Origin of the sequence: Rothia sp. P4278, from assembly GCF_048512945.1 — a bacterium.
Classification (GTDB): Bacteria; Actinomycetota; Actinomycetes; order Actinomycetales; family Micrococcaceae; genus Rothia.
On the sequence record NZ_JBLXXU010000002.1, the window covers coordinates 1 to 25,933 of the forward strand.

Here is a 25,933-nt window from a genome sequence, read left to right on the forward strand (position 1 = left end):
GTTTCCCCCGCGGGCCGCCCCCGCCTCTTTCTGTGAGATCTGCTCTGGTGCAGGTATCACACTGTCGGGTGCTTAGTAGGGTATCTGCCCACCCATGAGGTGCGGGCTAGGCGCTCAGCCACTTCTGCAAGGCCAGGTAGCAGGCTCTTACCTCCGATGCTTTGACGTGCTCGTTATCGGTGTGGGCCAGTAGGGCGTCACCGGGGCCGAAGTTGACTGCTGGGATTCCGATGTCGCTAAAGCGGGCTACATCGGTCCAGCCATACTTGGGCTTGGGCTCCTGCCCAACGGACTCAATCAGTGAGCGTGACATGGGGGCGTCCAAGCCCGGGCGGGCCGCCGATGACAGATCAACAAAGTCTAGTTGGTAGCCCTCAAAGACCTGGTGCAGGTGGGCAACAGCTTCCTCTAGGGTTTTGTTGGGGGCAAAGCGGTAGTTGATATGGACACCTGCTTGGTCTGGGATAACGTTGCCTGCCACGCCACCTGAGATCTGAACGGCATTCAGGCCCTCTCGGTAGGCTAGGCCTTCAACTTCGTAGGTGGCAGGTTGGTAGGCGGCAAGACGGCCCAGCACATCAGCCATCTTATGGATAGCGTTCACGCCCTTCCAGGAGCGGCCTGAGTGGGCGGCTAACCCTGCGGTGCGGATCCAGAAGCGAATGGTGCCGTTACAGCCGCCTTCGATGGTTCCGTCGGTGGGTTCCAGCAGCACCGCAAAAGCGGCATCGGTGAGCAGTTGACGGTGGTTGCGCATGAGCCGGGCCAGGCCAGATAGTTCAGAGGCGACTTCTTCGTGGTCGTAGAAGACATAGGTGATGTCGTAGCGGGGGTTCTCTAGGCTGGCGGCTAGCGCTAGCTGGACAGCTACCCCGCCTTTCATATCCACCGCCCCGCGACCGTAGAGCAGGCGCTCGCCGTCTTCCTTGACCCAGGTGGCGGGGACGGTACCGGCTGAACCCTCGGTGGCTGGCAGGGGCACGGTGTCCAGGTGCCCGGCTAGGACGATTCGTTCGGCCCGCCCCAGGTTGGTGCGGGCTATGATGGCATCACCATCGCGGGTGATTTCTAGTCCCTCACAGGTGTTCAGGGCGGCTTCGACTGTATCTGCCAGTCGCGTTTCGCTGCCCGATACCGAGAAAATGTTGAGTAGGTCGGCGGTGAGATCTTCAACTGGCTGGGTGAGGTCAAGGGTTGCGGGGCCAAAGTGGGCAAAAGATTCGGCGGTGTCAGTGTGGGTGCTCATGCCCTCTACATTACAAGCAGTCCCAGCATCTAAGCACAAATTACGTGGGGCACCTGCCCTTTTCGTACACTAGAGGTATGACTGAAAATAACACCCGCGTAGCATCAGGCCTGGGCCTGGCTACAGTTGTAGCCTCCGGCGAAAATGAAGGCACTGTCCTCGATGTCTGGTACCCCGCTCCCAGCTTGACCGAAACCCCTGACCAGAGCTTTGCTGCTGAGCTAGAAGCCCTGGTTGAGGCCGATGAGGACCGTAACGTCGTCCGTGAACTGGTCAACGTCACAATCAACCTGGACGAGGCTCCTGCCAACGCAGCCGACGCCTACCTACGCCTGCACTTGCTCTCGCACACTCTAGTAGCGCCCAACACCATCAATCTTGAAGGGCTGTTTGGCAAGCTCGCTAACGTTGCTTGGACTAATTTTGGTCCCGTCCTGGCCAGCGAGTTCACTGTGGCTTCTTTGAAGCTCCGCCGCCGTGGCGCCCTGGTTGTTACTCACCTTGATAAGTTCCCCCGCATGATTGACTATGTTGTTCCTGCCGGTGTTCGCATTGGTGACGCTGACCGAGTCCGTCTGGGCGCTCACCTGGCTCCCGGTACCACCGTCATGCACGAGGGCTTTGTGAACTTCAATGCCGGTACCCTGGGTGAGTCTATGGTTGAAGGCCGCATCTCGCAGGGCGTTGTCATTGGCAACGGCACCGACATCGGTGGTGGCGCGTCAACCATGGGCACTCTGTCCGGTGGCGGTACCCAGCGTGTTGCTATCGGCGAGCGCTCCTTACTCGGCGCTGAGGCCGGTATCGGTATCGCCCTGGGCGATGACTGTGTGGTTGAGGCTGGCCTGTATATAACTGCAGGTTCCCGCGTAACCGTACTCAATCCCGGTGATGAGCCACGGGTTGTTAAGGCCTTGGAGCTCTCCGGTGCCAATAGCCTGCTCTTCCGCCGTAACTCGGTGTCCGGTGCTATTGAGGTTCTGCCCCGCGCTGGCAAGACCGTTGAGCTGAACTCTGAGCTGCACGCCAACTAATTAAAGGCAAGTGACCTGATCTGTTGCCCTCCCTGGAGCTAGCTGCCCTGGGGAGGGCAGTTTTCTGTCTAACCAGGAGAAATAGGGGGCTGGAAGCTGGATAGCAGGTATGCTGGAAATTGAACTCAATCCATCTTTTTAGGGGAAAATGTGAAAATTCTAGTTACCGGCGGTGCAGGCTACATCGGTTCGCACACCGTCCTTGAGCTTCTGGAAGCCGGCCACGAGGTCACCGTCATGGACAACCTCTCCAACTCGTCCATGGAATCGCTGGCTCGCGTTGAAGAGCTGGCCGGCAAAACCGTTGAGTTCCGCAAGGTTGACCTGCTTGACCTGCCCGAGATGAAGCAGCTTTTCAACCTGGTTAAGCCCGATGCTGTCATCCACTTTGCAGGTCTCAAGGCTGTTGGCGAATCCGCCGAGAAGCCCCTCTGGTACTACCAGACCAACGTTGCAGGTACCCTCAACCTGCTCTACGCTATGGAGGAGGCCGGGTGTCACTCCATCGTCTTCTCTTCCTCCGCCACCGTGTACGGTGAGCCTGAGTCCATGCCGCTGACCGAGAAAATCAATATGGATGCCCAGTCCTGCTACGGCCGGACCAAGGAGCACATCGAGGACATGCTGGTTGACCTGGCGGCTTCTGACCCTAAATGGAACATCGCCTTGCTCCGCTACTTTAACCCCGTTGGTGCCCATGAGTCAGGCCGTATCGGTGAGGACCCCGCTGGTATTCCCAATAATCTTGTACCGTTTATTGCTCAGGTTGCTGTGGGTCGCCGCGAGTACCTGAACGTCTTTGGTAATGACTACCCCACCGTCGATGGCACTGGCGTACGCGACTACATTCACGTGGTCGATCTGGCCGATGGTCATCTGAAGGCGCTGGACTACATCACAAGTCACGGAGGCCTGCACACCTGGAACCTGGGTACTGGAAACGGCTACTCGGTACTTGAGGTTCTGCACGCTTTTGAGAAGGCCGCTGGTAAGGAACTGCCCTACAAGATTGTGGACCGTCGCCCAGGTGATGTCGCGGTATCTTATGCTGACCCGTCCGCCGCCCTGGCTGACCTGGGCTGGAGCGCTACCCGCGACATTGAGACCATGGTGCGCGATCACTGGAACTGGCAGAAGAACAACCCGAATGGATACGAAGCGTAGCGAGTATCTTTCGTGAAGAAATTGCCAACGATTTGGCAATTTTAGGAAGCGCGCACAGCGCGGGACAGAAGCCTAGCGAGTATCTTTCGTGAAGAAATTGCCAACGATTTGGCAATTTTAGGAAGCGAGCACAGCGCGGGACAGAAGCCTAGCGAGTATCTTTCGTGAAGAAATTGCCAACGATTTGGCAATTTTAGAAAGCGCGCACAGCGCGGGACAGAAGCGTAGCCAGTATTCCGTGAGCTGGTGAGATCCTAGCTCGTGGTGCGTAGATCTTAGAAGGCCCCTTTCTACTGTGCAGAGAGGGGCTTCTTCCTTAGGTTCCTGAGAGAAAAAGAGACGATGGCAGCCGAAGACTTTGAACTGATTGACCATACCCAGCGCCTTAAGTTCCGCTATCGGGTAGGTGCCCTTCTGGTCCGTGACGGTAAGTTGCTCATGACTTCATCACCCGGGGCGGGTTACTACTGGACGCTCGGTGGCGGTATTCGTGTGGGCGAGCCTAGTGCCCAGGCGGTAGTGCGTGAGGTAGCCGAAGAGGCAGGCTTACAGGCACAGGAGGTGAGGCTCTGCGCGCTGCTTGAAAATTTTGATCTACCAGGCCATCAGAAGAGACCGGGCTACTGCTCACATGAGCTGGCCCTCTACTACCGGGTCGATGTGGCGGAGAACCTCGATATTACTCAGCCTATCGACGTGGGAGAGAAAACCCTCTCGGGTAACCATGAATATCTTGAGTGGGTTCCCCTCGACTCTTTAGGCAAGTACAAAGGCAAGAAAATCTTCCCCGAGATCCTGGCACAGGATCTCCCCCGCCATCTTGCTGGTTGGCCTCAAGAGGTTATCCACCTGGTAGCGGGCCAGCGCCCCCTAACCGCCCTGGAGCAATAACGGTAACTGGCATAAAGAAGGCCGCCCCGCTCCCCTAGCTTAGGGGCGCGGGGCGGCTTGCTACCAGCTACACACCGGTAGCTTAACGTTGCGGGTAATGGCGCTCGTTTTCACCGGTGTAGACCTGGCGGGGGCGACCGATCTTACGGTCGGGGTCCTGCACACCTTCGGTCCACTGGGCAATCCAGCCAGGTAGGCGGCCCAGGGCAAAGAGGACGGTGAACATGTGCTCGGGGAAGCCCATAGCCTTGTAAATCAGGCCGGTGTAGAAGTCTACGTTGGGGTAGAGCTTACGCTCGATGAAGTAGTCATCGTTCAGAGCCTTCTCTTCCAGTCGCATAGCGATTTCAAAGAGCTCAGAGTTACCGCCGATGCTTTCAAGGATCTCGTCTGCGGTCTTCTTAACGATTCGGGCACGCGGGTCGTAGTTCTTGTAGACGCGGTGGCCAAAGCCCATCAGGCGGACGCCGTCTTCCTTGTTCTTGACTTTCTCCATGAAGTCTTCGGGGCTGATGCCCTCCTTCTGGATCTGGGTCAGCATCTTGAGCACAGCCTCGTTAGCACCGCCATGAAGCGGTCCGTAGAGGGCGTTGATACCGGCAGAGACGGAGGCGAACATGTTTGCGTTGGCTGAGCCGACCAGGCGTACGGTAGAGGTAGAGCAGTTCTGCTCGTGGTCAGCGTGCAAGAGCAGCAGCAGGTCAAGTGCCTTGGCATGCAGGGGGTTAATCTCGTAGTCCTCGGTGGGGAAGCCGAAACACATACGCAAGAAGTTCTCGGTGTAGTTGAGGTCGTTCTTGGGGTAGATCAGAGGCTCGCCCTTGGACTTCTTGTAAGCGTAGGCTGCCAGAGTCGGTACCTTGGAGAGCAGACGGAAGGTTGAAATCTCTACCTGGCGGGGGTCGAAGGGATCCAGTGAGTCCCCGTAGAAAGTGGACATAGCCGAGACGCTAGAAGCCAGCACAGCCATGGGGTGAGCGTCGCGGGGGAAGCCATTGAAGAAGAACTTAAAATCCTCATGCACCATGGTGTGACGGCGTACCATCAGGTCAAATTCTTCGAGCCTCTCAGGGGTGGGTAGCTCACCAAAAATCAGGAGGTAGGCCACCTCAAGGAAGCTGGAATTTTCTGCCAGTTCTTCTATGGGGTAACCGCGGTAGCGCAAAATGCCGGCATCACCATCGATGTAGGTGATAGCTGACTTGGCGCTGGCGGTGTTCATGAAGCCGGGATCGTAGGCTACCTGGCCTGTCTCTTTGAGCAAGCCTGCAACTTCAAAGGCACCATTGCCTTCGGTTGCTTCTACTGCGGGCAGGGGCAGGTCTTTGCCCTCATAGCTCAGCAGTGCTTTGTTCTCAGTCATTAGTTTTCCTCCTGATTATCCGAGGCCCTGGACCGTGGTGGGACAGCCATTACCTCAAATCTGTGCCTGCCAGCTCGGAGCGCGGCCCCAGTAATCCGAGACCGCGCCCTGAGCATCAGCACCTAGTGTTATGGTCTACATTACATCAGAATGATGGGCGGGTCACATTGGCCCCTGCTAGGTGAGATAGATTACACTACTGGCGCTGACTACTCATGGGGAACTGGCTAGAGCTATTCAGCCAGACGGCCTGCGGCACGAGTAATGTCATCGTCTGAGCCGGTCAGTGCCACACGAACATAGCCTTGACCTGCCTCTCCATAGAAAATCCCAGGACCAACCAAGATGCCGCGTTCAGCAAAGCGCTGGACCGTGGCCCAGGTATCTTGACCGGCAGTAGCCCACAGGTAGAGCCCTGCCTGGGAGTTTTCAACACGCAGGCCGAACTTTTCGAGGGCGGGAAGTAGAATTTCGCGGCGGGCGCGGTAGCGGTTCTTCTGAGCCTCAACATGGGAGTCATCGGCTAGGGCGGCGGTCATGGCGACTTGGACGGGGGCGGGCACAATCATGCCGGCGTGCTTGCGGGAGTTGACCAGGTTAGCCATAATGTCGGGGTCACCGGCGATGAAGGCCCCCCGGTAGCCGGCAAAGTTGGACTGTTTAGACAGGGAGTAAGCGGCCAGCACCAGTTCCTGGCTTTGGCCGCAGACGCGCGGGTCCAGGATTGAGGGTACGGGCTCACCACCCTGGGCGGTATCCCAGTGGCCCCAGCCTAGCTCGGCGTAACACTCGTCAGAGGCTACAAGGGCGCCCAGGGCACGGGCGTCGTCCACGATTTTTTTCAGTTGGGCGGTATCGCGGACGATTCCTGTGGGGTTAGCCGGTGAGTTGACCCAAATCAGGCGAACCTTGGCGCGGGTGGCCTCGTCCAGCTCGTCAAGTGAATCTGCCGCTACGGGGGTGGCTCCTGCCAGTTGGGCTCCGATGTCGTAGGTGGGGTAGGCGACGGTAGGGCGCACAACGATGTCACCCTCCCCCAGCCCCAGCAAAAAGGGTAGCCAGGCCACGAGCTCTTTGGAGCCGATGGTGGGCATGACCTGGTCGGTGGTGAGGCCGGGGACGCCCCGGCGGCGGTCGAACCAGTCAACGATTGCCTGGCGCAGGCTGAGGGTTCCGTGGGTTGTGGGGTAACCGTGGGCATCAGTGGCCTGAGCAAGGGCTAGACGGATGACATCCGGGGTGGGATCGACAGGGGTTCCGATGGAGAGGTTGATAAGCCCGTCGGGGTGCTGCTCCGCGGTGGCACGGTAGGGTGCCATGGTGTCCCAGGGGTAGTCGGGTAGGTCTAGTCCGAAGGTGCGCATGGTCTTCTTTCTTGCGTTGCGGTTGGTTCTGGTCTCTTCACCCTATTCTAGGGGCTTGTGGGCGGGGCCCAGGGCTCGGGTGGCTTCGTCCTTGGGTTGGGGCAGGTGTGACAAAGCTCCGCAGACCCTGGCGGGTGGGCCGGTCTGCGGAGCTTTATCAGCTTGAGGTATGTGTTTTCCAGGGTTTATGGCTTACACGGCAGGGTCATGGCTTACCCGATGGTGCGGGGCTGGCGTGAATTGCCCTTGTGAGCGGAGCGCACCGGGCAAGAGGGTCAGCCGAGCAGGCGTTAGCTTGCGGTGCTGAGAGCCTGCGGTGCTGAAAGCCTTAGCTTAGCGCAGAAGTGCACGAATCGAGCGCGAAGCCTTAGCCCTGGTTCTGAGGCGGCAGCGCCGCGATGAAGGGTACATCCTTGTCGATTTTGCCCAGGCGGGCAGCTCCACCGGGTGAGCCGAGATCGTCGAAGAAGTCGGCATTGGCAGCGGTGTAGTCTTCCCATTCTTCGGGAACGTCGTCTTCATAGTAGATGGCTTCTACGGGGCAGACGGGTTCGCAGGCGCCGCAGTCTACGCATTCGTCGGGGTGGATGTAGAGGGAGCGTTCGCCTTCGTAGATGCAGTCAACGGGGCATTCTTCGACGCAGGCGCGGTCTTTTACGTCGACGCAGGGCTGGGCAATAATGTAGGTCATTGTTACCTTTCAGGTGGGGGCGTTCCGTTGCGCGGTTGGGTGTTTTTAGCTGTGCTCTAGTGTATCGGTTTCACTGAGTGGGGGCAGATTTTTGTGACCGATGATATAGCTTAGGGTTTGTTTATTTATTCTTCCGGCGGTAGCGGCTTGCGCTGATGATGCTAAGAGCTGTGACCGCTAGAATCCCGAAGGCCCAGAGGGTACCAACGATTCCTGGTGGGTTGATGGGGTTAATGTAGACCAACAGAGAGTTGCCTTTGGCGAAGGCGAAGGTGCCGGTGAGGAGGAAGGCTACTGCCCCTACGAGTGTGGCGGCCCAGTTTTTTTCGGTGTGGATTGCGGCCCAGGTGGCGGCGAAGTAGACGGTGAGCAGTGCCAGGGCTAGGCCCCAGGGGAGCCAGAGACCTTTGGAGATGTACCAGATCTGGGTGTGGTACATGGTTCCGGCAAAGCCTGAGATAAGGCCGAGTGCGCTTGCGGTGATAATTGAGTTGATGGGGCCGGGGGCTTCTGTGATTTCGTCGGTGGCGCTGGCTGTGGGGGGTGGGGTGATGTTTTGGCCTTGTAGTTTGCGGTAGGTTTCTACTGCGGTGATAGGTTGGGGCACTTTGTTGGAGTATTCGAAGGTGGTCGGGCCGGTGATGGTGATTTGAGTGGCGTGGGCGCGCATGGCTTCGCGTTTGCCTTCAATTTTGCCACGGATGACGACTTGTTGGCGGGTGTCGGTTTCTTGTGGTTGGCCTTCGATACCCCAGACGGCAATGGGTTCGGCGGTGGTGCCTGCGATCAGATCGAGGGCCGCCATAACAACTTCGTGGGTGCGCTTGTGGTCGGGGTGTCCGTAGCCGCCATCTGCGTCGTAGGTGACGATGACGTCGGGGCGTATTGCGCGTATGGTTGCGGCGACAGCTTCGGCCTGCGGTTTGAGGGGTAGGTGGGTGAGGCAGTCGTCTGCAGCGAGTGGGTTGGCTGCGGCGCGGCCGTCGCTACCCCATGCCATGCCGGAGTCACGGTAGTGAGTTCTCTCCCCCGGTAGTGCGCTGGGGCCTTGCCCCAGGAAGAGGTGGTCACGAACGCCGAGTTCGGTGAGGGCGGCTTTGAGTTCTCTTGTGCGGAGCTGGCCTAGTTGGCGCCCACGGTCGGTATTTGCGGGGTGTTCTGCTTCGAGGTGTTTGAGTGCGGGATCAATGACTTCGCCCATTTCGCCCCGGGTCATGGTGAGCAGGTCTACGGTGGCTCCTGCTGCGGTGAGCGCGGCGATGGTGGCTCCTGTTGCTGAGGATTCATCGTCGGGGTGGGCGTGTACGAAGAGCAGGGTGGTGTTTTGGGGGGCGCGCCCGTCGGGAATGAGCGTGAAGACGGCGTTTTCTGTGATGAGTTCACCGGCTACGGGGTAATAGGGCTGAGCGTCATTGTTCATGGTGCGATTTTTCTCGTGGGGGTGCCATTGATGATGTACCCCCTTATTCTATCTGGCTTCACTGGGGTGTAGCTGGGGTTTACCTGCCGGGCAGCAGTGCGGGGTTGCGGTGCTGCTGCTAGGGTTTGCCTGCTCAGAGCAATAGGGGCTTGTTTGGCCCGCTACGAGCCGTGGGCCGTACTCGCAAGGAGTACGGCCCACGGTCAATACCGGCTACTAAGGTTTAGGCGCGGTTACGGCGGCGTGCTTCGCGCACGCGCTCGTTGGCATCAAGAATAACCTTGCGGATGCGGATGGCTTCGGGGGTAACCTCAACGCATTCGTCCTCGCGGGCCCATTCAAGTGACTCTTCGAGGGTCAGCTTCTTGGGGGGAGTCATGTTTTCAAAGTTATCTGCCGATGCTGAGCGCATGTTGGTCAGTTTCTTTTCGCGGGTGATGTTGACTTCCATATCGTCGGCGCGTGAGTTCTCGCCAATGATCATGCCCTCGTAGACCTCAGAGGTGGGTTCAACGAAGATGGTGCCGCGTTCCTGGAGGGCAATGATGGCGTAGGGGGTAACGACACCGGCACGGTCGGAAATCATGGAACCGTTGGAGCGGTAGTCGATGTCCCCGGTCCAGGGCTCGTAGCCGGTGGAGTAGGAGCTGGAGATACCTGCACCGCGGGTTTCGGTCAGGAACTTGGTGCGGAATCCAATGAGGCCGCGGGCAGGCACGGAGAATTCCATGCGAACCCAGCCGGTGCCGTTGTTAGCCATCTGTTCCATGCGACCTTTACGCCCAGCCATAAGCTGAGTGATAGCGCCCAGGTACTCTTCGGGAACGTCAATGATCATGTGTTCCATAGGCTCGTGGATCTTGCCGTCGATGGTCTTGGTAACGACCTGGGGCTTACCCACGGTCAGTTCGAAGCCTTCGCGGCGCATCTGCTCAACCAGGATAGCCAGTGCCAGTTCGCCACGCCCCTGTACTTCCCAGGCGTCGGGGCGCTCGGTGGGCAGAACCTTGAGGGAAACGTTGCCGATCAGTTCCTTATCAAGGCGGTCCTTGACCTGGCGGGCGGTGACCTTAGCACCCTTGACCTTACCAGCCAGGGGTGAGGTGTTGATACCGATGGTTACCGAGATCGCGGGGTCATCGACCTTAATCAGGGGCAGGGGCTTGGGGTTCTCGGGGTCGGTGAGGGTTTCACCGATGGTGATGTCCTCAATACCCGCAACAGCCACGATTTCACCGGGGCCAGCCTGGTCGGTGGGTACGCGGTCGAGTGCCTTGGTTGCAAGGAGTTCGGAGATACGGACGTTCTTGGTCTGGCCGTCCTGGCGGACCCAGGCTACGGTCTGGCCTTTCTTGAGAGTGCCGTTGAAGATACGGAGCAGAGCAAGGCGACCCAGGAAGGGCGATGAGTCCAGGTTAGTGACGTGCGCCTGCAGAACCTCATCGGGGTTGTAGGTGGGGGCGGGGACGTGCTCAAGGATGGTTGCGAACAGCGGCTCAAGGTCGTCGTTATCGGGCAGAGCGCCATCTGCGGGCTGGTTGAGTGATGCTGCACCGGCCTTACCGGAGGCGTAAACGATGGGAACAGTCAGCAGGGCGTCGATGTCAAGGTCGGGGACCTCGTCGGCAAGGTCGCCTGCCAGACCCAGGAGCAGGTCCATAGATTCGCTAACCACTTCGTCAATGCGGGCGTCGGGGCGGTCAACCTTGTTAACTACGAGGATTACCGGCAGCTTAGCAGCAAGTGCCTTGCGCAGAACGAAGCGGGTCTGGGGCAGGGGCCCTTCAGAAGCGTCAACCAGCAGGACAACGCCGTCCACCATGGACAGACCGCGCTCAACCTCACCACCGAAGTCGGCGTGGCCGGGGGTGTCGATGACGTTGATGGTGACTTCTTCACCGTTTGCGGAGGGGCCGGCATAGAAGACGGTGGTGTTCTTGGCCAGGATGGTAATGCCCTTTTCCTTTTCGAGGTCACCGGAGTCCATGACTCGGTCTTCGACATCGGTGTGGGCGCTAAAGGCGTTGGTCTGTTTGAGCATCGCGTCAACGATGGTGGTCTTGCCGTGGTCAACGTGGGCCACGATTGCCACGTTGCGAAGGTCGCTCCGTGATGCGGTCTTCTGAGTTTCAGACATGCGGTAAGTATCTCGCTTAATGGTTGGGATTACATAAAACGCCGGAAGCGCCCCGGACCCCAAACAGGGACTAGGGGCACAGGGCTTTACCTTTTAGTATAGCGACCCCTTGCCAGGGTCCGGCTATCTTCTGGGACACACCGGTTCAGCGCGCCCCGGCGCTGGAGAGCTAGAGCAGATGGGGCAACCGCAATTTTAAATGAGAAACCCCACCACTGCTGAACAGTGGTGGGGTTTTATACTAGCCTCAAGCGGCTAGATATTTGACCTGACTAATCCTGTTTCCAGGGTGTCTTGGTGTTCTTGCCTACAGCAGGCATGGAACCGGTAATCGTTTGAATCTGCTCGATTGCAGCTGTATTAGCTTCAATCTGAAGGGAGACCTCGTCAACTGCCTTTTCGACTGCTTCTTCTACCCTAGCCTCCACGGCCTTATCGAGAACATCATCCAGGTGCTGATCTACAGCGGCTGAGAGTTTGTCCTCTACACCTTCAGCTACAAGCTCATTGACACGATCGCCGATGCTTTCGTGGATTGAGTCTTCAATCTCCTCACGAGCGTTGCGCCTCTGAGCACGGACAAAGAGGCGGTGCTCAACGCTCAAAGCCTTGTAGAGCGAAAGGCACATCATAAGGATGACCAGGGAGAAGGGAAGGGCGGTCAGAATTGCAACGGTCTGAATGGCCGAGAGCGAATCGGTTCCACCAATAATTACCAGGGAAATTGCGGTGACAGCCGCAACCAGCACCCAGAAGACCCTAATCCAGGTCTTGGGTTCCGGTGAACCGTTGGTTGAGAGCATGCCCAGAACCAGCGCACCGGAGTCAGCTGAGGTAACGAAGAATACGGTGATGAGGAGTACCGCCCCAGCGGTGAGCACTGCTCCCCCGGGTAGGTTGTGGAACATCTGGAAGAGGGCGTTTTGCGCCGAGACGCTGCCGTCCTCCCCAACCAGGTTGCCAGCCCCAAAGAGCTGCTGATGAAGTGCGGTACCACCCAGAACTGAGAACCAGAAGAAGGAGGTCAGGGCAGGTACCAGCAGAACACCGACCACAAATTCACGAACCGAACGTCCCTTGGATACGCGGGCAATGAACATGCCAACGAAGGGCGACCAGGAGATCCACCAACCCCAGTAGAAGGTAGTCCAGGCTGCCTGGAACTGTTCGCCATCAACACCGTAGAGAGCTAGAGTCTCAAAGGTCATTGCCACAATGTTTTGCAGGTAGTCACCGATGGAGCCTACGAAGTTCCTAAAGAGGAAGAGGCTGGGACCAACCACCAGAACAAAGAGACAGACGATAGCAGCCAGAATGAGGTTGCCGTTGGAGAGCCACTTCATGCCCTTTTCAAGGCCTGTGACCACGGAGAAGAGGGTGATAGCCATGAGGGCTACAATGATGCCAATGAGCCAGCCGTTACCCTCGGCAGGGATATCCATGTATCCCAGGCCTGCGGCGATCTGCATAACACCCAGGCCTAGGGAGGTTGCAACACCAAAGAGGGTGCCTACCAGGGCGATAACATCGATGACATCGCCGGTTAGGCCTTTGACCCTATCGCCCAGAAGCGGTTTGAGGGAATAGCGGATTGAAAGCGGCAACTTGAGACGGTGGGTTGCGTAGGCGATGGCTAGGCCGACAATGACGTAGATGGCCCAGGGGTGAAGGCCCCAGTGCAGGAAGGACTGGCTCATAGCCGCTTGGGCTACCCGCTCCTGGGTGCCCCCGCCAACGCCGGGGCGAGGATCCACAAAGTGCATGAGGGGCTCAGTTGCCCCGTAGAAGACCAGGCCGATGCCCATACCGGCGGCGAAGAGGAAGGCAAACCAGGTCATGAACGAGTAGGTGGGCTCGTCGTCGTCATCGCCTAGCTTAACGTCGCCCATGCGGGAAAATCCCAGATAGAGGGCGAAAATAACGAAGAAAGCAACAATCGCTACATAGTACCAACCAAAGTAGTTAATAACGTCTGCCTGTAGCGCATCGAAAATTCCCTTAGCTTTGCTGGGAAAGAGAAGGGTTGCTCCAATAAAGAGCACCATAATAAGGGCTGCTGGAATAAAAACCTTGGGGGCTAGGGATCCTTCACGCATATTAGCCCGGGTTGCTTTGTCGATATCGCCCTTGCGCAGGTCGGGGCCTGACCCCGGTGGCGCCGTACTTTCGGTAACTGACATAGTAATTTCTTTCTGTATCTCGTTTCGACCTCTTGAGTAATGCATCGAGTTCCTTCATCCCGCGGCGCACCTTATTAGGCCTGTCACAAGTCATATTTTTAGAGCGCGCCGGAGGCAGGAACCTGACCAATAGTAACATCACTTATTATCAGCAGGCTAGCTTTCCTCCTGTACTAATACACCGCCTAGCCAGAAGGCTAAGGCCCCCTATTTTCCGCCCTTCAAGGGGCAACAGCGCAGCTTCTGAGGGAAACACCTGCCAGAAAAAATCGAAAAAATACCATAAAAAGCCACACCACAGGGCCACCCAAAAACTACAAATCCCACATAAAATGAAGACAAGGTATCATTCCCAACAGGAAGGCAAAACTTTTATGTCTCGCCCCATCATTGATCCCACGTCCACCTCCGCCTGGAGTAAACTCGCTGCTCACAAGGACTCAACCCAGGCTGATTTGCGAACCTGGTTCCAGGTAGACCCCGCCCGTGCAGAGAAGCTCAGTTACACCGCGGGCGATCTTTATGTTGATCTTTCGAAGAACCTGATAACCGAGGAAACCCTGACCCTCCTCACCGAGCTTGCTCAGCAGGTTGGTCTTGAAGAACGCCGCGATGCCATGTTCGCAGGTGAGCATATCAACGTCACCGAAGACCGCGCAGTTCTTCACACCGCCCTGCGCCGCCCCAGGGGCGCTAACCCCTCACTAGTTGTTGACGGGCAGGACATTGACACCGATGTCCACGAGGTTCTCGCCAAGGTCTACGACTTTGCTGACCGCGTGCGCTCCGGCGAATGGGTAGGTATTACCGGTAAGGCTATTGAGACCGTTGTTAACATCGGTATCGGCGGCTCAGACCTAGGCCCCGTCATGGTCTACGAGGCGCTGAAGCCCTACGCTCAGCCCGGTCTTGAAGCCCGCTTTATCTCCAATATCGACCCCACCGATGCCGCGGAGACTGTTAAAGACCTCGACCCGGAGACCACCCTCTTCATCGTTGCCTCTAAGACTTTTGGCACCCTTGAGACTCTCACCAACGCACGTGTCTGCCGCCAATGGTTGTTGAACTCGCTGCGCCAAGCAGGTGCTTTAGAAGGTAAGGAAGAGAAGGAGGCTGTTGCCGCTCACTTCGTCGCTGTTTCAACCGCCCTGGATAAGGTCGCAGCCTTCGGCATTGACCCCGAAAATGCTTTCGGTTTCTGGAACTGGGTCGGTGGCCGCTACTCCGTGGACTCAGCTATCGGTACGGCCCTTGCTATTGTTCTGGGTCCGGATACTTTCGAGCAGTTCCTGGCAGGCTTCCACGCTATGGACGAGCACTTCCGTACCGCTCCCCTAGCCAAGAACGTTCCTGCCCTCATGGGTCTACTAAACATCTGGAACGTTAACTTCTTGGGTGCTGAGACCCACGCGGTTCTGCCCTACGACCAGTACTTGCACCGTTTCCCGGCCTATCTGCAGCAGCTCACCATGGAATCCAACGGCAAGTCTGTGCGTGCTGATGGGTCCCCCGTTACCACCGCTACCGGTGAGGTTTTCTGGGGCGAGCCTGGCACCAACGGCCAGCACGCCTTCTACCAGCTGATTCATCAGGGAACCCGCCTGATCCCGGCTGACTTCATCGCTTTTGCTAACCCGGTTCACCCCACCCGCGACGGTGAGCAGGATGTCCATGAGCTCTTCCTGGCAAACTTCTTTGCTCAGACCAAGGCTCTGGCTTTTGGCAAGACCGCCGATGAGGTCCGGGCTGAGGGCACCGCAGAAGAAATTGTCTCGGCACGTGTGTTCTCGGGGAACCGCCCCACCACCTCCATTATGGCCTCACAGCTGACCCCCTCCATCTTGGGCCAGCTGATTGCACTCTATGAACACATCACCTTTGTTCAGGGTATTGTCTGGGGCATCGACTCCTTCGACCAGTGGGGTGTGGAGCTGGGCAAGCAACTTGCCCTTGAACTAGCTCCGGCGGTAGGAGGTGACCGCGCGGTTCTGGCCCAGCAGGACTCCTCAACCCGCTCGCTCATTGACTTCTACCTGAACAAGCGAGCTCAGGCCTAAGCTAAGGGGGAGGCAAGGAAGCAAAGCAGGCGGTAAGGGGCACACATTCCTCTTCTTAGCTGAAGAAGGAAGTGCCCCTTACCGGCTGGCTTCTCGACGATCAGAAAAACTACCGGTGACAGCCCGGCATTCTGCACTGGTGCCGGTAGTTTCCTCTACTACCCAAGCGCTTAGGTTAAGACCGGTTTTCCGGTAGGAGAAGACCAGAGCTAAAAATGTTCTCAGCGATTTCACGGGAGTATCAATGAATACACAGCCTGCCCCGGTGGCCCAGCCTGGCACCGGCATGTCCGATGCCATCAGCCGCTGGAAAAAACACCTCTTCGTCTTTAGGGGAAGCGCCAGCCGCTCTGAGTTCTGGAAGGTTATCCTCTGGTGGCTACCTGCCTGGGTCCTGGTGAGTTTTTCTACCCTGATCTTCTGGGTTTATACCATCACCCAGGCCAGCTACCCAGCGAACTACCGCCCCGATAGTATCTGGCAGGTGCATGAATTTCGTGTTTGGCTTGGACTGGTGGCTATCTTTGCTAGTTTCTGGATCCTTTTCACGGTGCTCAACGCCGGGCTTGGCTCTCGCCGCCTGCGTGATGTAGGTATGCCCGGTTGGCTCTTCTGGGCTTGTTTCATTCCTCCCGGGCTAGCTGTCGTCCTTATTTTCTGTGCCCTACCTCCCCATCAATCTTCGGCTAGCTCTTCTCCTCCGGCATGAGGCAGACAGTCCCCACTCTTTAGGCCCCAGGCTGAGTAAGCGTCTCTAGGGTGAGCGCAATGCACCCTTCCAGGATCTGTGCCATCAGGTCCAGGGCCAGGGTCGGGGCAGTCTTGCCCTCTAGCCCTCCGGCTTCGGCGCAGGGGGAGCTTAATTGGCCCTTGGCCTTGAGCAGGTCTGAATCGCTCAGCGGGATGTGGATAAAACCGGCGGGTATGAACCCGCCGGTTTTGTGCATTAACTCGTAGAAGACATGGTTGCAAACAAAGGTTCCAGCGGAATAGGACAGCTCAAGGGGCAGGCCATCGGCAGTCAGCCGCTCGAAAATAGCCCGTGTGGGCAGGGTAGAAAAATAGGCGGTGGGGCCATCAAGCTGAATTGGCGTGTCGGTGCGCTGGTCCCCAGCGTTATCGGGTATCCGGGCAGAGTCCATGTTAATAGCTACCCTCTCTAGGCTGACCTTATCCCGCCCCACGGCAACCCCCAGGGCAATAGCTATCTGGGGTTGGACCTCATCGAGAATTTCAGCCAGCGCCCGCGAGGAGGCCGCAAACTCAACGGGTAGCTCTCGCACCTGGACACTCAGCCCCGGCGCACTGCCTGCCAGGAGTTGGGCTACACGCTGGGCAACCTGCCCGGTGGGGTTCGAAGGGGTACCGCTAAAGGGGCCAAAGTAGGTGAGCAGAAGTGTGGGCATGGGTGCTTTCCACTTTCCTTAGGTATTCTTAGGGGTATGTCTGAGAACCAGCCTACCCGCCATAGACCTGTAGAAGCGCCCTCACTCGATACCCCAGAGGCTCTTGCTGTGGGTGGCTTTCATGATGATGAGGGCTATGAGGACGAATACCGCGCTCCCGCGAGCGCTGAGCAGGTAGGGCCTTTGCGTGCTGTTCGTCTTCTCTACCGACACTACTGGAATAGTCGGGGCGAGGCATCGGCCAGTGAGTTCTGGTGGGCTCTTAGCTACCTGCTGATGGGGACAGTCTTAATTGTGGGGCTCGCATCTTGGCTCAACACTCTGATTGAGTCGGACCAGGCCTCGTCCATTGCTCGAACACTCTTTATGTTTTTGGTGGTACTTATCCCGCTCTGGGTAGCGGCCAATATCGGGCCTGCTATTACGCTGACGGCGCGCAGGCGTAAGGCTGTACAAAATGAGCGAGAGAAGCTCTAAGGCAGCAAGTCTAGCCAGATGCCCGCCCGGTTCTTACCGTGGCGGGCATCTGTGTTCGGGGTGGTCGGGGCTGGTGTGATTTCCCCTAACCTAGAATCTCGGGCATCTGGAACTCTTGACCGCCCAAATGTTGGTTGAGCCAGGCCACAAAGACGCGGTACCAGAGGCGCGAGTTGCCGGGTTTAAGGATCCAGTGCCCTTCGTCGGGGAAATAGAGGAACTTGTGCCCCAGCTCAGGCGAGTGGTGTTGCAGATCAGCCCAGAGGTGGTGGGCCTGGCCGATGGGCACCCGGTAGTCCTTATCGCCGTGGATGACCAGCATGGGGGCGGCGATATGGGCGGCCCGGTGGTAGGGGGAAATGGCATCTCCTTCGCCGCCTTGGCTCAGTTTCCACTCATTCCAGGCACCGTTATCGGTTAGAAAGTACATGGCCTTATAGTCCCAGATTGAGGCGTGGGTGATGTAGCACTTAAAGCGTTTTTCAGCACGACCTGCTACCCAGTTAGTCATAAATCCGCCGTAGGACCCGCCGGAGAAGGCTAGGTTGTCGCCCTGGATATCGGGGCGGGCGCTGACCTCTTCTACAACCTGCATAATATCCCTGTAGGGGGTCCCTCCCAGGTCGTCCCCACCCCGGTCTAGCATGTCTTGGCCGTAGCCGGTGGAGATAGCGGGGTCGGGCATGAGCACAGCGTAGCCTGCTTGGGTAAAGACCCAGGGGTTCCAGCGGTAGCTCCAGGAGTTCCAGGACCCCCAGGGCCCACCGTGGGCGAAGACCAGCAGGGGCAGGGGCTCAGTGCCGCAGTTCTCTGGTAAGGCCAGGAAGCTGGTGAGTTCGGTACCGTCTGCAGCGGTTGAGGTCAGCCGTTCTAGCTTACCGGGCGCCTTCAGCTCTTCAACCGGGCTGGCTATGCGGGTTACGCGACCATTGGTGGTATCAATACGCACGGGGTAGGCCGAATGCTGGTGGCTGTCTTTGAGGGCAACCAGGGCACCATCGTTGTAGGCAAGCGACGAGAAATGCGACCGCCCATCGTCTACCAGGGTTTCGGTCGTCCCCTTCAGGCTCCCCCTATAAATAGCGCTTGCACCCAGGTTATCGCTGCTAAAGACGTAGTTTTCTTCATCCAGCCAGACCAGGTCATCTGCCCAGCGGTCTATGTCGCGGGAAAGCTCGGTCATTGCGCCGGTTGCCAGATTGTAGTGATTGGCATTGAGCTTGATGGACTGACCGGGCAACCAGCGGCGTACCTGGGTCACGGCTAGGCCGGTGCCTTCAGGAGTGAAGCTACCAGCTATATAGTCATGAGTAGCTGTTGCGGCGGCAATTTCCCGTGGGGCTGTCTGCCCGTCCAGGTCTATCAGCCAGACACTATAGCGCTGGTAGATACCGCCTTCTTTTGTTTCTACAGTAAGGGCTGCTTGGGAACCGCCGGGGCAGACAGTAAAACCTGAGAGCAGGGCCCCCTCCCCCAGCTCATGGATGAGGCGGGGCTCTTCCTGTCCGTCTTGCAGGTAGAGGCTGAGCTTGCCGGTGCCCAAATCGTGGTCCCAGAAGCGGGTGGGGAACTCGCTGTAGAGTACCCCGCTGGTTGCGCTCTTTTCTCGTTCATCAAGTGTCTTGGCTTGTTCTTCGAGTGAGCCACGGTGGGCCTTGGCCGTGAAGATGTAGCGAGGGTCCTTCTCCCGCTGGCGGACTTCCAGTTCATTAATGCCGCCGGGAAAACTGAGGACCAGTTCGGGTTCACCCCGTTCTGGCAGGCGGTAGACCCCTTTGAGGCTCTTGGACTCGGCTTGGTCTAGGTCCTTGTCCAAGGTCAGGTAAGGTCTGCCTTCTTCATCGAGTGCGAGCAGGGCCGCCCCGGAGTCCGGCGCGGTCAGCGGGTAGGGCTTTTCCTCCTGGTGAGCGGGTAGAGCCCATAGCCGGGGCCGGTACTTAGCTCCCTCTTTATTCAGGGTCTGCACGGTGAGGACGGGTTCACCCGATCGCGAGGCGGCAAGGCCCACCATACGGGGGGCTTCAATCAGCTGGGATAGGTAGGTTTCGTGGGCGGGCAGAGGGGTGGTCTCTGCGGCCGGAGAGTCTTGTTGCTGCATACTCTCCAATCTACCTAAGGATGACTTTTCCAGGAGATACCTGGCACGTTTTATGACCCAGCCGTGTAAAATTCTATGAGCTGGGGCACAGGGTTGTATTCTTAGGAATGACACTGCCCACAAGCAACAAGGGAGACGCCCTACATGGCAAAGATTATTTACACCCACACCGATGAGGCTCCGCTACTAGCGACCTACTCCTTCCTGCCTATTCTGGAAGCCTACGCATCAACCGCCGGTGTTGAGGTGGAAACCCGAGACATCTCGCTGGCTGGCCGTATTCTGGCTCAGTTCAGCGATATTCTCCCAGTCGACCAGCAGGTGCCCGATGCCCTCACCGAGCTGGGCCAGCTGGCTAAGACCCCCGAAGCCAACATCATCAAGCTTCCTAACATTTCTGCCTCTCAGCCCCAGCTACTGGCCGCTATTGCCGAGCTACAGGGCAAGGGCTACGCAATTCCCGACTACCCCGAAGAGCTCGTCACCGAAGCCGACCAGGACGTTCGTGCCCGCTACGACCGGGTCAAGGGCTCAGCGGTTAACCCCGTTCTGCGTGAAGGTAACTCAGACCGCCGCGCTCCCCTGTCGGTTAAGAACTACGCCCGCAAGAACCCCCATTCCATGGGTGCCTGGAGCGCTGACTCCAAGACCAATGTGGCAACTATGGGCCAGAACGATTTCTTTAGCAACGAGAAGTCTGTGGTCATGGAGGCCGATGATAACCTCAAGATTCAGCATGTAGCGGCTGATGGCACCGTCACCGTGCTCAAGGAGTCCACCCCTGTACTGGCCGGTGAGATTATTGACGCCACCTACATGGACGTTGCCGCCCTTGACCGCTTCTTAGCTGAGCAGATTGCCCGCGCTAAGGCTGAGGGTGTGCTCTTCTCTGTCCATTTGAAGGCCACCATGATGAAGGTTTCTGACCCCATTCTCTTTGGCCGCGTGGTCCGTGCTTACTTCTCTGAGCTCTTTGACAAGTACGGTGAGCAGCTTGATGCCGCTGGCCTGAACGGTAACAACGGCCTGGCCGCTATCCTTAGCGGTATTGAGACCCTGCCCGCCGAGATTCAGGACGATGTTCGCGCCCTGGTTGAGAAGGGCCTGGCTGAGGGCCCCGAACTGGCCTACGTGAACTCCGATAAGGGCATCACTAACCTGCATGTGCCCTCCGACGTTATTGTGGACGCTTCTATGCCCGCCATGATTCGTACCTCCGGGCAGATGTGGGGTAAGGCTGGCCAGCAGGCTGATACCCTGGCCGTTCTGCCGGACTCTTCCTACGCTGGTGTCTACCAGACCGTGATTGATGACTGCCGCGCCAAGGGTGCCTTTGACCCCACCACCATGGGTACTGTGCCGAACGTTGGTCTGATGGCTCAGAAGGCTGAGGAGTATGGCTCCCACGATAAGACCTTCCAGCTTGCCGCTGACGGCGCTGTTCAGGTTCTTAACTCCGCTGGTGAGGTGCTGATGGAGCACCAGGTTTCTGCCGGTGACATCTGGCGTGCCTGCCAGACCAAGGACATCCCCGTTCAGGATTGGGTCAAGCTGGCTGTCACCCGTGCCCGCGATTCTAAGACCCCCGCTGTTTTCTGGCTGGATAAGAACCGCGCCCACGACGCCAACCTGATTGCCAAGGTTCAGAAGTACCTGCCCGAGCACGATACCGAGGGCCTGGATATCCGTATTCTGGCACCGGCAGAAGCCACCCAGTTCTCCATTGACCGGATCCGCCAGGGCCAGGACACTATCTCTGTGACCGGTAACGTCCTGCGTGACTACCTGACTGACCTCTTCCCCATTCTGGAGCTGGGTACCAGCGCCAAGATGCTCTCCATTGTTCCGCTCATTAATGGTGGTGGCCTCTTTGAGACCGGCGCGGGCGGTTCTGCCCCTAAGCACGTTCAGCAGCTGGTGGAAGAGAACCACCTGCGCTGGGATTCGCTGGGTGAGTTCTTGGCTCTGGCGGCTTCGTTTGAGCACCTGGCCAAGACCAGCGGTAACGCTTCGGCTCAGGTGCTGGCTGACACCTTGGATAAGGCGACCGGTACTTTCTTGAATGAGAACAAGTCGCCGTCGCGTAAGGTGGGCGAGATTGATAACCGTGGCTCGCACTTCTACCTGGCTCAGTTCTGGGCGCAGGAGCTTGCGGCTCAGACCGAGGATGAGGCTCTGGCGGCTAAGTTCGCGCCGGTAGCGGAGGCCCTGGCGGCTAACGAGGAGCAGATTGTGGCTGAGCTGCTGGCGGTGCAGGGCTCCCCCGCCGACCTGGGCGGCTACTACAAGCCCGAGGACGCCAAAGCCTCAGCAGTCATGCGCCCGAGCGCGACACTGAATAATACTATTAGTAGGCTTAAAATTTAGTATAATTTTAACCGGTATCTAGATACCCTTCTTGCATGATGCTACCAGTTGACATTATGTGAGATGATTGAGCTTGGAAACGCTCATATCTGAGCATACCGATCTAGAGCATGAGGCTTTAGTCGTCCTTAATGGACTTTACTTTTGATTGTTTTGAGCTCGAGGTAAGGGGCGGATAAAGCGCTAGCCGATTCCGCCCCTTGCTTAATTAATTAAGGTAGCTAATTGGGAAATCCACTTGAAAAATCAATTCAAAATCATATTAATATTGTTGCAATTCGAAGATTAACTGCAAACAATAGAAGAAATAATTCAGCAAAACGGAAAACATCGCATTTAAATAAACCTTTTTCCACCCCCAGTTACTCATACAATAAAAATCAGCCTGAATACTGGGCAGAGAATTTGCACAACCCTCAGTATGTACTAAAAAAAATAAATTTCCTATCTATCGAAGCCGCTAAAAAAATTAGCGATTTTAAGTACACCTTCTCCAAACCGGTGCATAGAAGAGTTCCGAAACATAATAATAAATATAGAGATATTTACATATATAATATAATAGATGAAGCCGTGTCTCTTCACTTTTTTACTGAACTTTCAAAAAAGAATTCAGTAAAATTTTCACGAAACTCCTACGCCTACCGATCCGATGCTTCCCCTCACGATGCCGTTACATTTATATCAGAAGAGTTCAGGGGTCACAAAAGACTGTTCATAGCTGAGTTCGATTTCACCAATTATTTCGACAGCATCTCACATGCCTACATAAAGAAAATTATAAACTCCCCAAGATTCCATGTAACCAACAGCGAAAAAGATGTAATTTTCAATTACATTAAAACGAGCCGCTTCGCAGAAAAACAAAAGGGAATCCCGCAGGGATCGGCTTTAAGTCTTTTTATTGCAAATTTAGCGCTTGCAAATCTTGATTATGCTTTTGAAAAGCTTAACATCTCATTTGTGAGATTTGCTGATGATATATTGATATGGTCAGACTCCTATGAGGCTGTTACAAAAGCAGTTGAAAAGATACTTATTTGGTGCGAAGAAAGTGGAGTTTCAATCAGCCCCCAAAAAAGTCACGGAATTAGGATCCTTTCTAACACACCAGATCTGTCTCACGAAATGCCACATACTGATTTTATAACTTTCTTGAATCATGATTTCTACCTAGATAAAACAAGGATCTCTGAAAAATCAATTTCTATCATAAAAGATAAAGTTCAAAAAAATATATACCAGATACTTCTCAACGCTCCAATGCATAGGAGGCAGGAATTATCTAGATTAAATTCTCAAAAATACGGATTAATCGATAAAGACTATATATCGTTAATATTTTCACTACGCCGATTAATTTATTCCAACTTAAATGAATCAAGAATTAGATACTTCCTAAGGGATACATCTTCAAATTTACCGTTGATGCCGCTGGGAGGAATTCTCCCTTACTTCGCTGGTGCGACAGATACTGATCAAATACACGACCTAGATCGCTGGGTGCTCCAAAGTATATATAAAGCAATTAAAAAGCGTAAAAGGATACTAACACAAGTTCTTGCCAACACAGAAATTTGGGATGAATACCCAAAGCTGTGGGATTTACCCATAGATGAGGTATCTAATTACATCATATACCCAGTTATAAAAAGTAATTCTACAGAAACTATAAATCTCACAATCCCCTCCTTCTTAAGATACCACAAGGTAGTAAATAAATTTGTAAAAATTCATGGGTCAGCCGTTCTAGTTTTTGATAAAAACTTCAGTGCCCAGATCGAACTATACTGAAATTCGTTATGAAAAATAAATATTACCCTTTCGATACTTTGTGCAATAATTCGTATATTACATATAAAGCAAGAATCAAAGCCCACCAGAGGATTCGCCTTGAAGAGAATATTTGGAACTTTGTAGGAATTTTTTCAAGCTTTATCTTGATTATACTTTCGATAGTTCGTTTGATGGATGCAGAGATGGTTTGGCTTGAAGGGAAAAAGTTGGATTTGATAATAGTAGCATTATCAATCCAATTGATAATTTACAGCGTTTTCCAAATATACATTAACTCACGAAGATTCGCTGAGGACATGTTTAAGAGCTACAACTCACTTCATAAATTTTATCTACGAGTAAGCGCACTGCAAGATAAAGAAAGAAAATCTGAAAGTGAGTATAAAAAAAATATTGATGAATATAACAGTATTCTGGAAACCTCAGCAAACCATACGCCGTTCGACTACTACAGGTCCTTGAGAGAGAACTCAGGGGGCATTCATAATCAATTACAAAAATCTGATGGCACAAAAAACCTACTTGAAGAAAAAATAAATAACGGCGAGTTAAGTAAATATGGTGTAAATTTTATTATAGCTACTGGGTACATAAAGATATATTCACCAATTATCCTTATAGCATCAACATTAATAATAATATTGTTCTTGCCAATAAGGTTTCCCACTCAATAATCAATAATCAATAATCAATAAAATTGCCTAAATTTAGATACTCTATCTGCACAAGTTTTAGTTTTCATTTCGCATTTTCCAATATAATAAAGATTCTTAAAAATTTATAGAAAACCACGCCGTATCCCTGTTTCTGCCCTTGTAGATCATGGCCTTGCGGAAGGTTCCCTCATAGACGAACCCCAGGCTTTTAGCCGCCCGTATGGAGCTCGTTGAGGGCATCGCATTTCCACTCGTATCTGCGGTGCCCCAGCTCCTCAAACACATACCTCATCAGCAGATGCTGAGCTTCCTTAGAAGCCTCGGTACCGCGTAACTCCGGGGCAAACACAACCCAGCCCACCTCAATAGAGCCATTCGCCCGATCCTGACGTTGCAAGGCCAGAGTTCCCAGCGCCCTATCGCTTGCCACATCCACCACAGCATAGGGATACATGCCTGGCTTCTCCATAGCAGCACGCAAACCCTCCAGGTAGTCTGCAGCTGACGCAAAGGGCCCAATCCCCTATAAGTCCAGGTAGGCCCACCGTAAGCCTGATCAACGCTGAAAGCCTGCATTAGCGAAGCACCATGCCGCGCAAAATCAAGCGGCTCTACGCGCGAGCACTCCCCCACCAAAGTAACAGCCTGCGGTTCGCGTGCGGGCTCCCAGCCAGGTACTGCCTCACCTACAGGCTGGCCAAATTCATTCACGGGCATCCGCTGAACCTTTCTCTTTATCTTGTGGCTTATTCACAGGGCACTTGCTCAGCCAATACTGTGCTTGGCACTCTACCAGCCAGCTGGCCCGGGGCCAGCGCCTTAGGGGCTGTTGGCTGATAGAGCGCTGAGCTGGGACACTACCCTCTTTAGTAAGCCTCCCCGTACCTATCTAGTTATTTACTAGCTTGGCTTTCCCTACGGCTCGGTGATGAGTCACTGTAGGAACAATAATCAAGTGGTCGCTCCGCCAGGTGAACCAGGTAGAAAGACTTTCCCTCGCGCACACCCAGCAAATTATGTGAAGGACTCCAGAGCAAGGGTAAGGCGGAATCCCCCAGAACTGACTCATCAGTTTTTCTGAGGAAAACGCTCAGCCGCTCAGCATCATGGCTCCAAAAGAACCTGTTTTGCCCACCGATAGATAAGCGCACCCTAGTCCCCCGCAGCTCCGTCATAGACACCCTCCGCCAGGTCATATTCGAAGCGTTAAGCCCCAGTGAGGGCGTAACCCGGTGGCCAGGTGCGTGGATAGTACAGCGCGAAATAGGGATAGACGGCGATTCTTGCTCTTGTGCCTGAACCGGGTCAGAAAAGTCCTCTGGCTTGTTCCTACACAGTGCAGAACGGATAGCTGATGTCCACGAAAAAATACGACCCACTGTGGGCCTCCTTAAAACAAACGCCACTTTCGCTACGCCTTGTGGGTAGCGACCGATTTTCCTTTGAGAGCACCGTCTGCGTCAGGCGGTTGCCAGCCAACAAGTCAAAGGGCTTACCGTTGGGCTTCTGAATCGTGACACCAACTTAACAAAATAAATGGAAGTTCACAAGCTTTATACACTTCACTAACTGACAAAGACCGCTC

At 55.5% G+C, this 25,933-nt stretch carries 19 protein-coding genes and 1 riboswitch; of the genes, 9 read left to right on the top strand and 10 right to left on the bottom strand.

Translation table 11 applies throughout. The features are described 5' to 3' along the window. Positions 1-106: 106 nt before the first annotated feature. Entirely contained in the window at positions 107-1,246 is a 1,140-nt protein-coding gene (gene dapE / locus ACN085_RS04085; RefSeq protein ID WP_419110706.1) for a succinyl-diaminopimelate desuccinylase, read from the bottom strand. 77 nt (positions 1,247-1,323) lie between these two features. Here dapE and dapD point away from each other — a divergent pair, with 77 nt between their 5' ends. The 3 genes from dapD (at position 1,324) to ACN085_RS04100 (ending at position 4,335) form a co-directional block, all read left to right on the top strand. Then, complete coding sequence (gene dapD, locus ACN085_RS04090; protein ID WP_419099416.1) at positions 1,324-2,280, top strand: 2,3,4,5-tetrahydropyridine-2,6-dicarboxylate N-succinyltransferase; 957 nt, start codon at positions 1,324-1,326, stop codon at positions 2,278-2,280. A 150-nt stretch (positions 2,281-2,430) separates the two neighbouring features. Continuing rightward, complete coding sequence (gene galE, locus ACN085_RS04095) at positions 2,431-3,444, top strand: UDP-glucose 4-epimerase GalE (protein ID WP_419099415.1); 1,014 nt, start codon at positions 2,431-2,433, stop codon at positions 3,442-3,444. Between the two features lie 342 nt (positions 3,445-3,786). Continuing rightward, positions 3,787-4,335: an NUDIX hydrolase gene (locus ACN085_RS04100; protein WP_419110707.1), complete on the top strand. Its 549-nt coding sequence runs from the start codon at positions 3,787-3,789 to the stop codon at positions 4,333-4,335. An 82-nt stretch (positions 4,336-4,417) separates the two neighbouring features. On the opposite strand, the gene ACN085_RS04105 is transcribed toward ACN085_RS04100, so the two are convergent. From ACN085_RS04105 to ACN085_RS04130, 6 genes are all read right to left on the bottom strand, one after another. Then, entirely contained in the window at positions 4,418-5,698 is a 1,281-nt protein-coding gene (locus ACN085_RS04105) for a citrate synthase (protein WP_419105486.1), read from the bottom strand. A 233-nt stretch (positions 5,699-5,931) separates the two neighbouring features. Then, the gene (gene dapC, locus ACN085_RS04110; protein WP_419099412.1) at positions 5,932-7,062 is read right to left on the bottom strand and encodes a succinyldiaminopimelate transaminase; all 1,131 of its coding nucleotides are present in this window, start codon (positions 7,060-7,062) and stop codon (positions 5,932-5,934) included. A gap of 367 nt (positions 7,063-7,429) precedes the next feature. Next, positions 7,430-7,753, bottom strand: a complete 324-nt coding sequence (gene fdxA / locus ACN085_RS04115) for a ferredoxin (protein WP_419099411.1) — start codon at positions 7,751-7,753, stop codon at positions 7,430-7,432. Positions 7,754-7,874: 121 nt separating this feature from the next. Next, positions 7,875-9,173, bottom strand: a complete 1,299-nt coding sequence (locus tag ACN085_RS04120) for a PIG-L family deacetylase (RefSeq protein ID WP_419110708.1) — start codon at positions 9,171-9,173, stop codon at positions 7,875-7,877. A 223-nt stretch (positions 9,174-9,396) separates the two neighbouring features. Beyond that, entirely contained in the window at positions 9,397-11,310 is a 1,914-nt protein-coding gene (typA, locus tag ACN085_RS04125) for a translational GTPase TypA (RefSeq protein WP_419099409.1), read from the bottom strand. A gap of 272 nt (positions 11,311-11,582) precedes the next feature. Next, a complete protein-coding gene (locus ACN085_RS04130; protein ID WP_419099408.1) occupies positions 11,583-13,490 on the bottom strand; it encodes a BCCT family transporter in 1,908 nt (635 codons plus the stop codon). A 374-nt stretch (positions 13,491-13,864) separates the two neighbouring features. On the opposite strand from ACN085_RS04130, the gene pgi reads away from it, so the two are divergent. Continuing rightward, on the top strand, positions 13,865-15,547 hold the full coding sequence (pgi, locus tag ACN085_RS04135) for a glucose-6-phosphate isomerase (RefSeq protein ID WP_419110709.1): 1,683 nt from the start codon (positions 13,865-13,867) through the stop codon (positions 15,545-15,547). A gap of 244 nt (positions 15,548-15,791) precedes the next feature. Next, positions 15,792-16,256 (top strand): DUF805 domain-containing protein, encoded by a 465-nt coding sequence (locus tag ACN085_RS04140; protein WP_419110710.1) that lies wholly within the window; start codon positions 15,792-15,794, stop codon positions 16,254-16,256. Between the two features lie 19 nt (positions 16,257-16,275). Here the strand turns inward: ACN085_RS04140 and ACN085_RS04145 are convergent, their stop codons facing one another. Next, on the bottom strand, positions 16,276-16,953 hold the full coding sequence (locus tag ACN085_RS04145; RefSeq protein ID WP_419110711.1) for a pyroglutamyl-peptidase I: 678 nt from the start codon (positions 16,951-16,953) through the stop codon (positions 16,276-16,278). 36 nt (positions 16,954-16,989) lie between these two features. On the opposite strand from ACN085_RS04145, the gene ACN085_RS04150 reads away from it, so the two are divergent. Continuing rightward, on the top strand, positions 16,990-17,430 hold the full coding sequence (locus ACN085_RS04150; RefSeq protein ID WP_419099404.1) for a hypothetical protein: 441 nt from the start codon (positions 16,990-16,992) through the stop codon (positions 17,428-17,430). A gap of 85 nt (positions 17,431-17,515) precedes the next feature. Here the strand turns inward: ACN085_RS04150 and ACN085_RS04155 are convergent, their stop codons facing one another. Next, complete coding sequence (locus ACN085_RS04155; RefSeq protein WP_419110712.1) at positions 17,516-19,528, bottom strand: prolyl oligopeptidase family serine peptidase; 2,013 nt, start codon at positions 19,526-19,528, stop codon at positions 17,516-17,518. Between the two features lie 144 nt (positions 19,529-19,672). Here ACN085_RS04155 and ACN085_RS04160 point away from each other — a divergent pair, with 144 nt between their 5' ends. The 3 genes from ACN085_RS04160 (at position 19,673) to ACN085_RS04170 (ending at position 24,366) form a co-directional block, all read left to right on the top strand. Next, positions 19,673-21,895, top strand: a complete 2,223-nt coding sequence (locus ACN085_RS04160) for an NADP-dependent isocitrate dehydrogenase (RefSeq protein WP_419110713.1) — start codon at positions 19,673-19,675, stop codon at positions 21,893-21,895. 225 nt (positions 21,896-22,120) lie between these two features. Beyond that, positions 22,121-23,689, top strand: coding sequence for a reverse transcriptase domain-containing protein (locus tag ACN085_RS04165; protein ID WP_419110714.1), 1,569 nt, complete (start codon positions 22,121-22,123; stop codon positions 23,687-23,689). Positions 23,690-23,697: 8 nt separating this feature from the next. Next, positions 23,698-24,366 carry an SLATT domain-containing protein gene (locus ACN085_RS04170; protein ID WP_419110715.1) on the top strand — a complete coding sequence of 223 codons (669 nt, stop codon included), beginning with the start codon at positions 23,698-23,700 and terminating at the stop codon, positions 24,364-24,366. Between the two features lie 190 nt (positions 24,367-24,556). Here the strand turns inward: ACN085_RS04170 and ACN085_RS04175 are convergent, their stop codons facing one another. Next, a complete protein-coding gene (locus tag ACN085_RS04175) occupies positions 24,557-24,802 on the bottom strand; it encodes a GNAT family N-acetyltransferase (RefSeq protein ID WP_419110716.1) in 246 nt (81 codons plus the stop codon). 943 nt (positions 24,803-25,745) lie between these two features. After that, positions 25,746-25,861: riboswitch (SAM riboswitch) on the bottom strand. Between the last annotated feature and the right edge of the window lie 72 nt (positions 25,862-25,933).

Bases quoted from the DNA above. Each gene is read 5' to 3' on its own strand.
- pgi (WP_419110709.1), top strand. From the start codon at position 13,865: ATGTCTCGCCCCATCATTGATCCCACGTCCACCTCCGCCTGGAGTAAA.
- ACN085_RS04150 (WP_419099404.1), top strand. From the start codon at position 16,990: ATGTCTGAGAACCAGCCTACCCGCCATAGACCTGTAGAAGCGCCCTCA.
- ACN085_RS04130 (WP_419099408.1), bottom strand. From the start codon at position 13,490: ATGTCAGTTACCGAAAGTACGGCGCCACCGGGGTCAGGCCCCGACCTG.
- ACN085_RS04100 (WP_419110707.1), top strand. From the start codon at position 3,787: ATGGCAGCCGAAGACTTTGAACTGATTGACCATACCCAGCGCCTTAAG.
- dapC (WP_419099412.1), bottom strand. From the start codon at position 7,062: ATGCGCACCTTCGGACTAGACCTACCCGACTACCCCTGGGACACCATG.
- typA (WP_419099409.1), bottom strand. From the start codon at position 11,310: ATGTCTGAAACTCAGAAGACCGCATCACGGAGCGACCTTCGCAACGTG.
- dapD (WP_419099416.1), top strand. From the start codon at position 1,324: ATGACTGAAAATAACACCCGCGTAGCATCAGGCCTGGGCCTGGCTACA.
- fdxA (WP_419099411.1), bottom strand. From the start codon at position 7,753: ATGACCTACATTATTGCCCAGCCCTGCGTCGACGTAAAAGACCGCGCC.
- ACN085_RS04140 (WP_419110710.1), top strand. From the start codon at position 15,792: ATGAATACACAGCCTGCCCCGGTGGCCCAGCCTGGCACCGGCATGTCC.
- ACN085_RS04170 (WP_419110715.1), top strand. From the start codon at position 23,698: ATGAAAAATAAATATTACCCTTTCGATACTTTGTGCAATAATTCGTAT.
- ACN085_RS04160 (WP_419110713.1), top strand. From the start codon at position 19,673: ATGGCAAAGATTATTTACACCCACACCGATGAGGCTCCGCTACTAGCG.
- ACN085_RS04155 (WP_419110712.1), bottom strand. From the start codon at position 19,528: ATGCAGCAACAAGACTCTCCGGCCGCAGAGACCACCCCTCTGCCCGCC.
- ACN085_RS04120 (WP_419110708.1), bottom strand. From the start codon at position 9,173: ATGAACAATGACGCTCAGCCCTATTACCCCGTAGCCGGTGAACTCATC.
- dapE (WP_419110706.1), bottom strand. From the start codon at position 1,246: ATGAGCACCCACACTGACACCGCCGAATCTTTTGCCCACTTTGGCCCC.
- ACN085_RS04175 (WP_419110716.1), bottom strand. From the start codon at position 24,802: ATGTATCCCTATGCTGTGGTGGATGTGGCAAGCGATAGGGCGCTGGGA.
- ACN085_RS04105 (WP_419105486.1), bottom strand. From the start codon at position 5,698: ATGACTGAGAACAAAGCACTGCTGAGCTATGAGGGCAAAGACCTGCCC.
- ACN085_RS04145 (WP_419110711.1), bottom strand. From the start codon at position 16,953: ATGCCCACACTTCTGCTCACCTACTTTGGCCCCTTTAGCGGTACCCCT.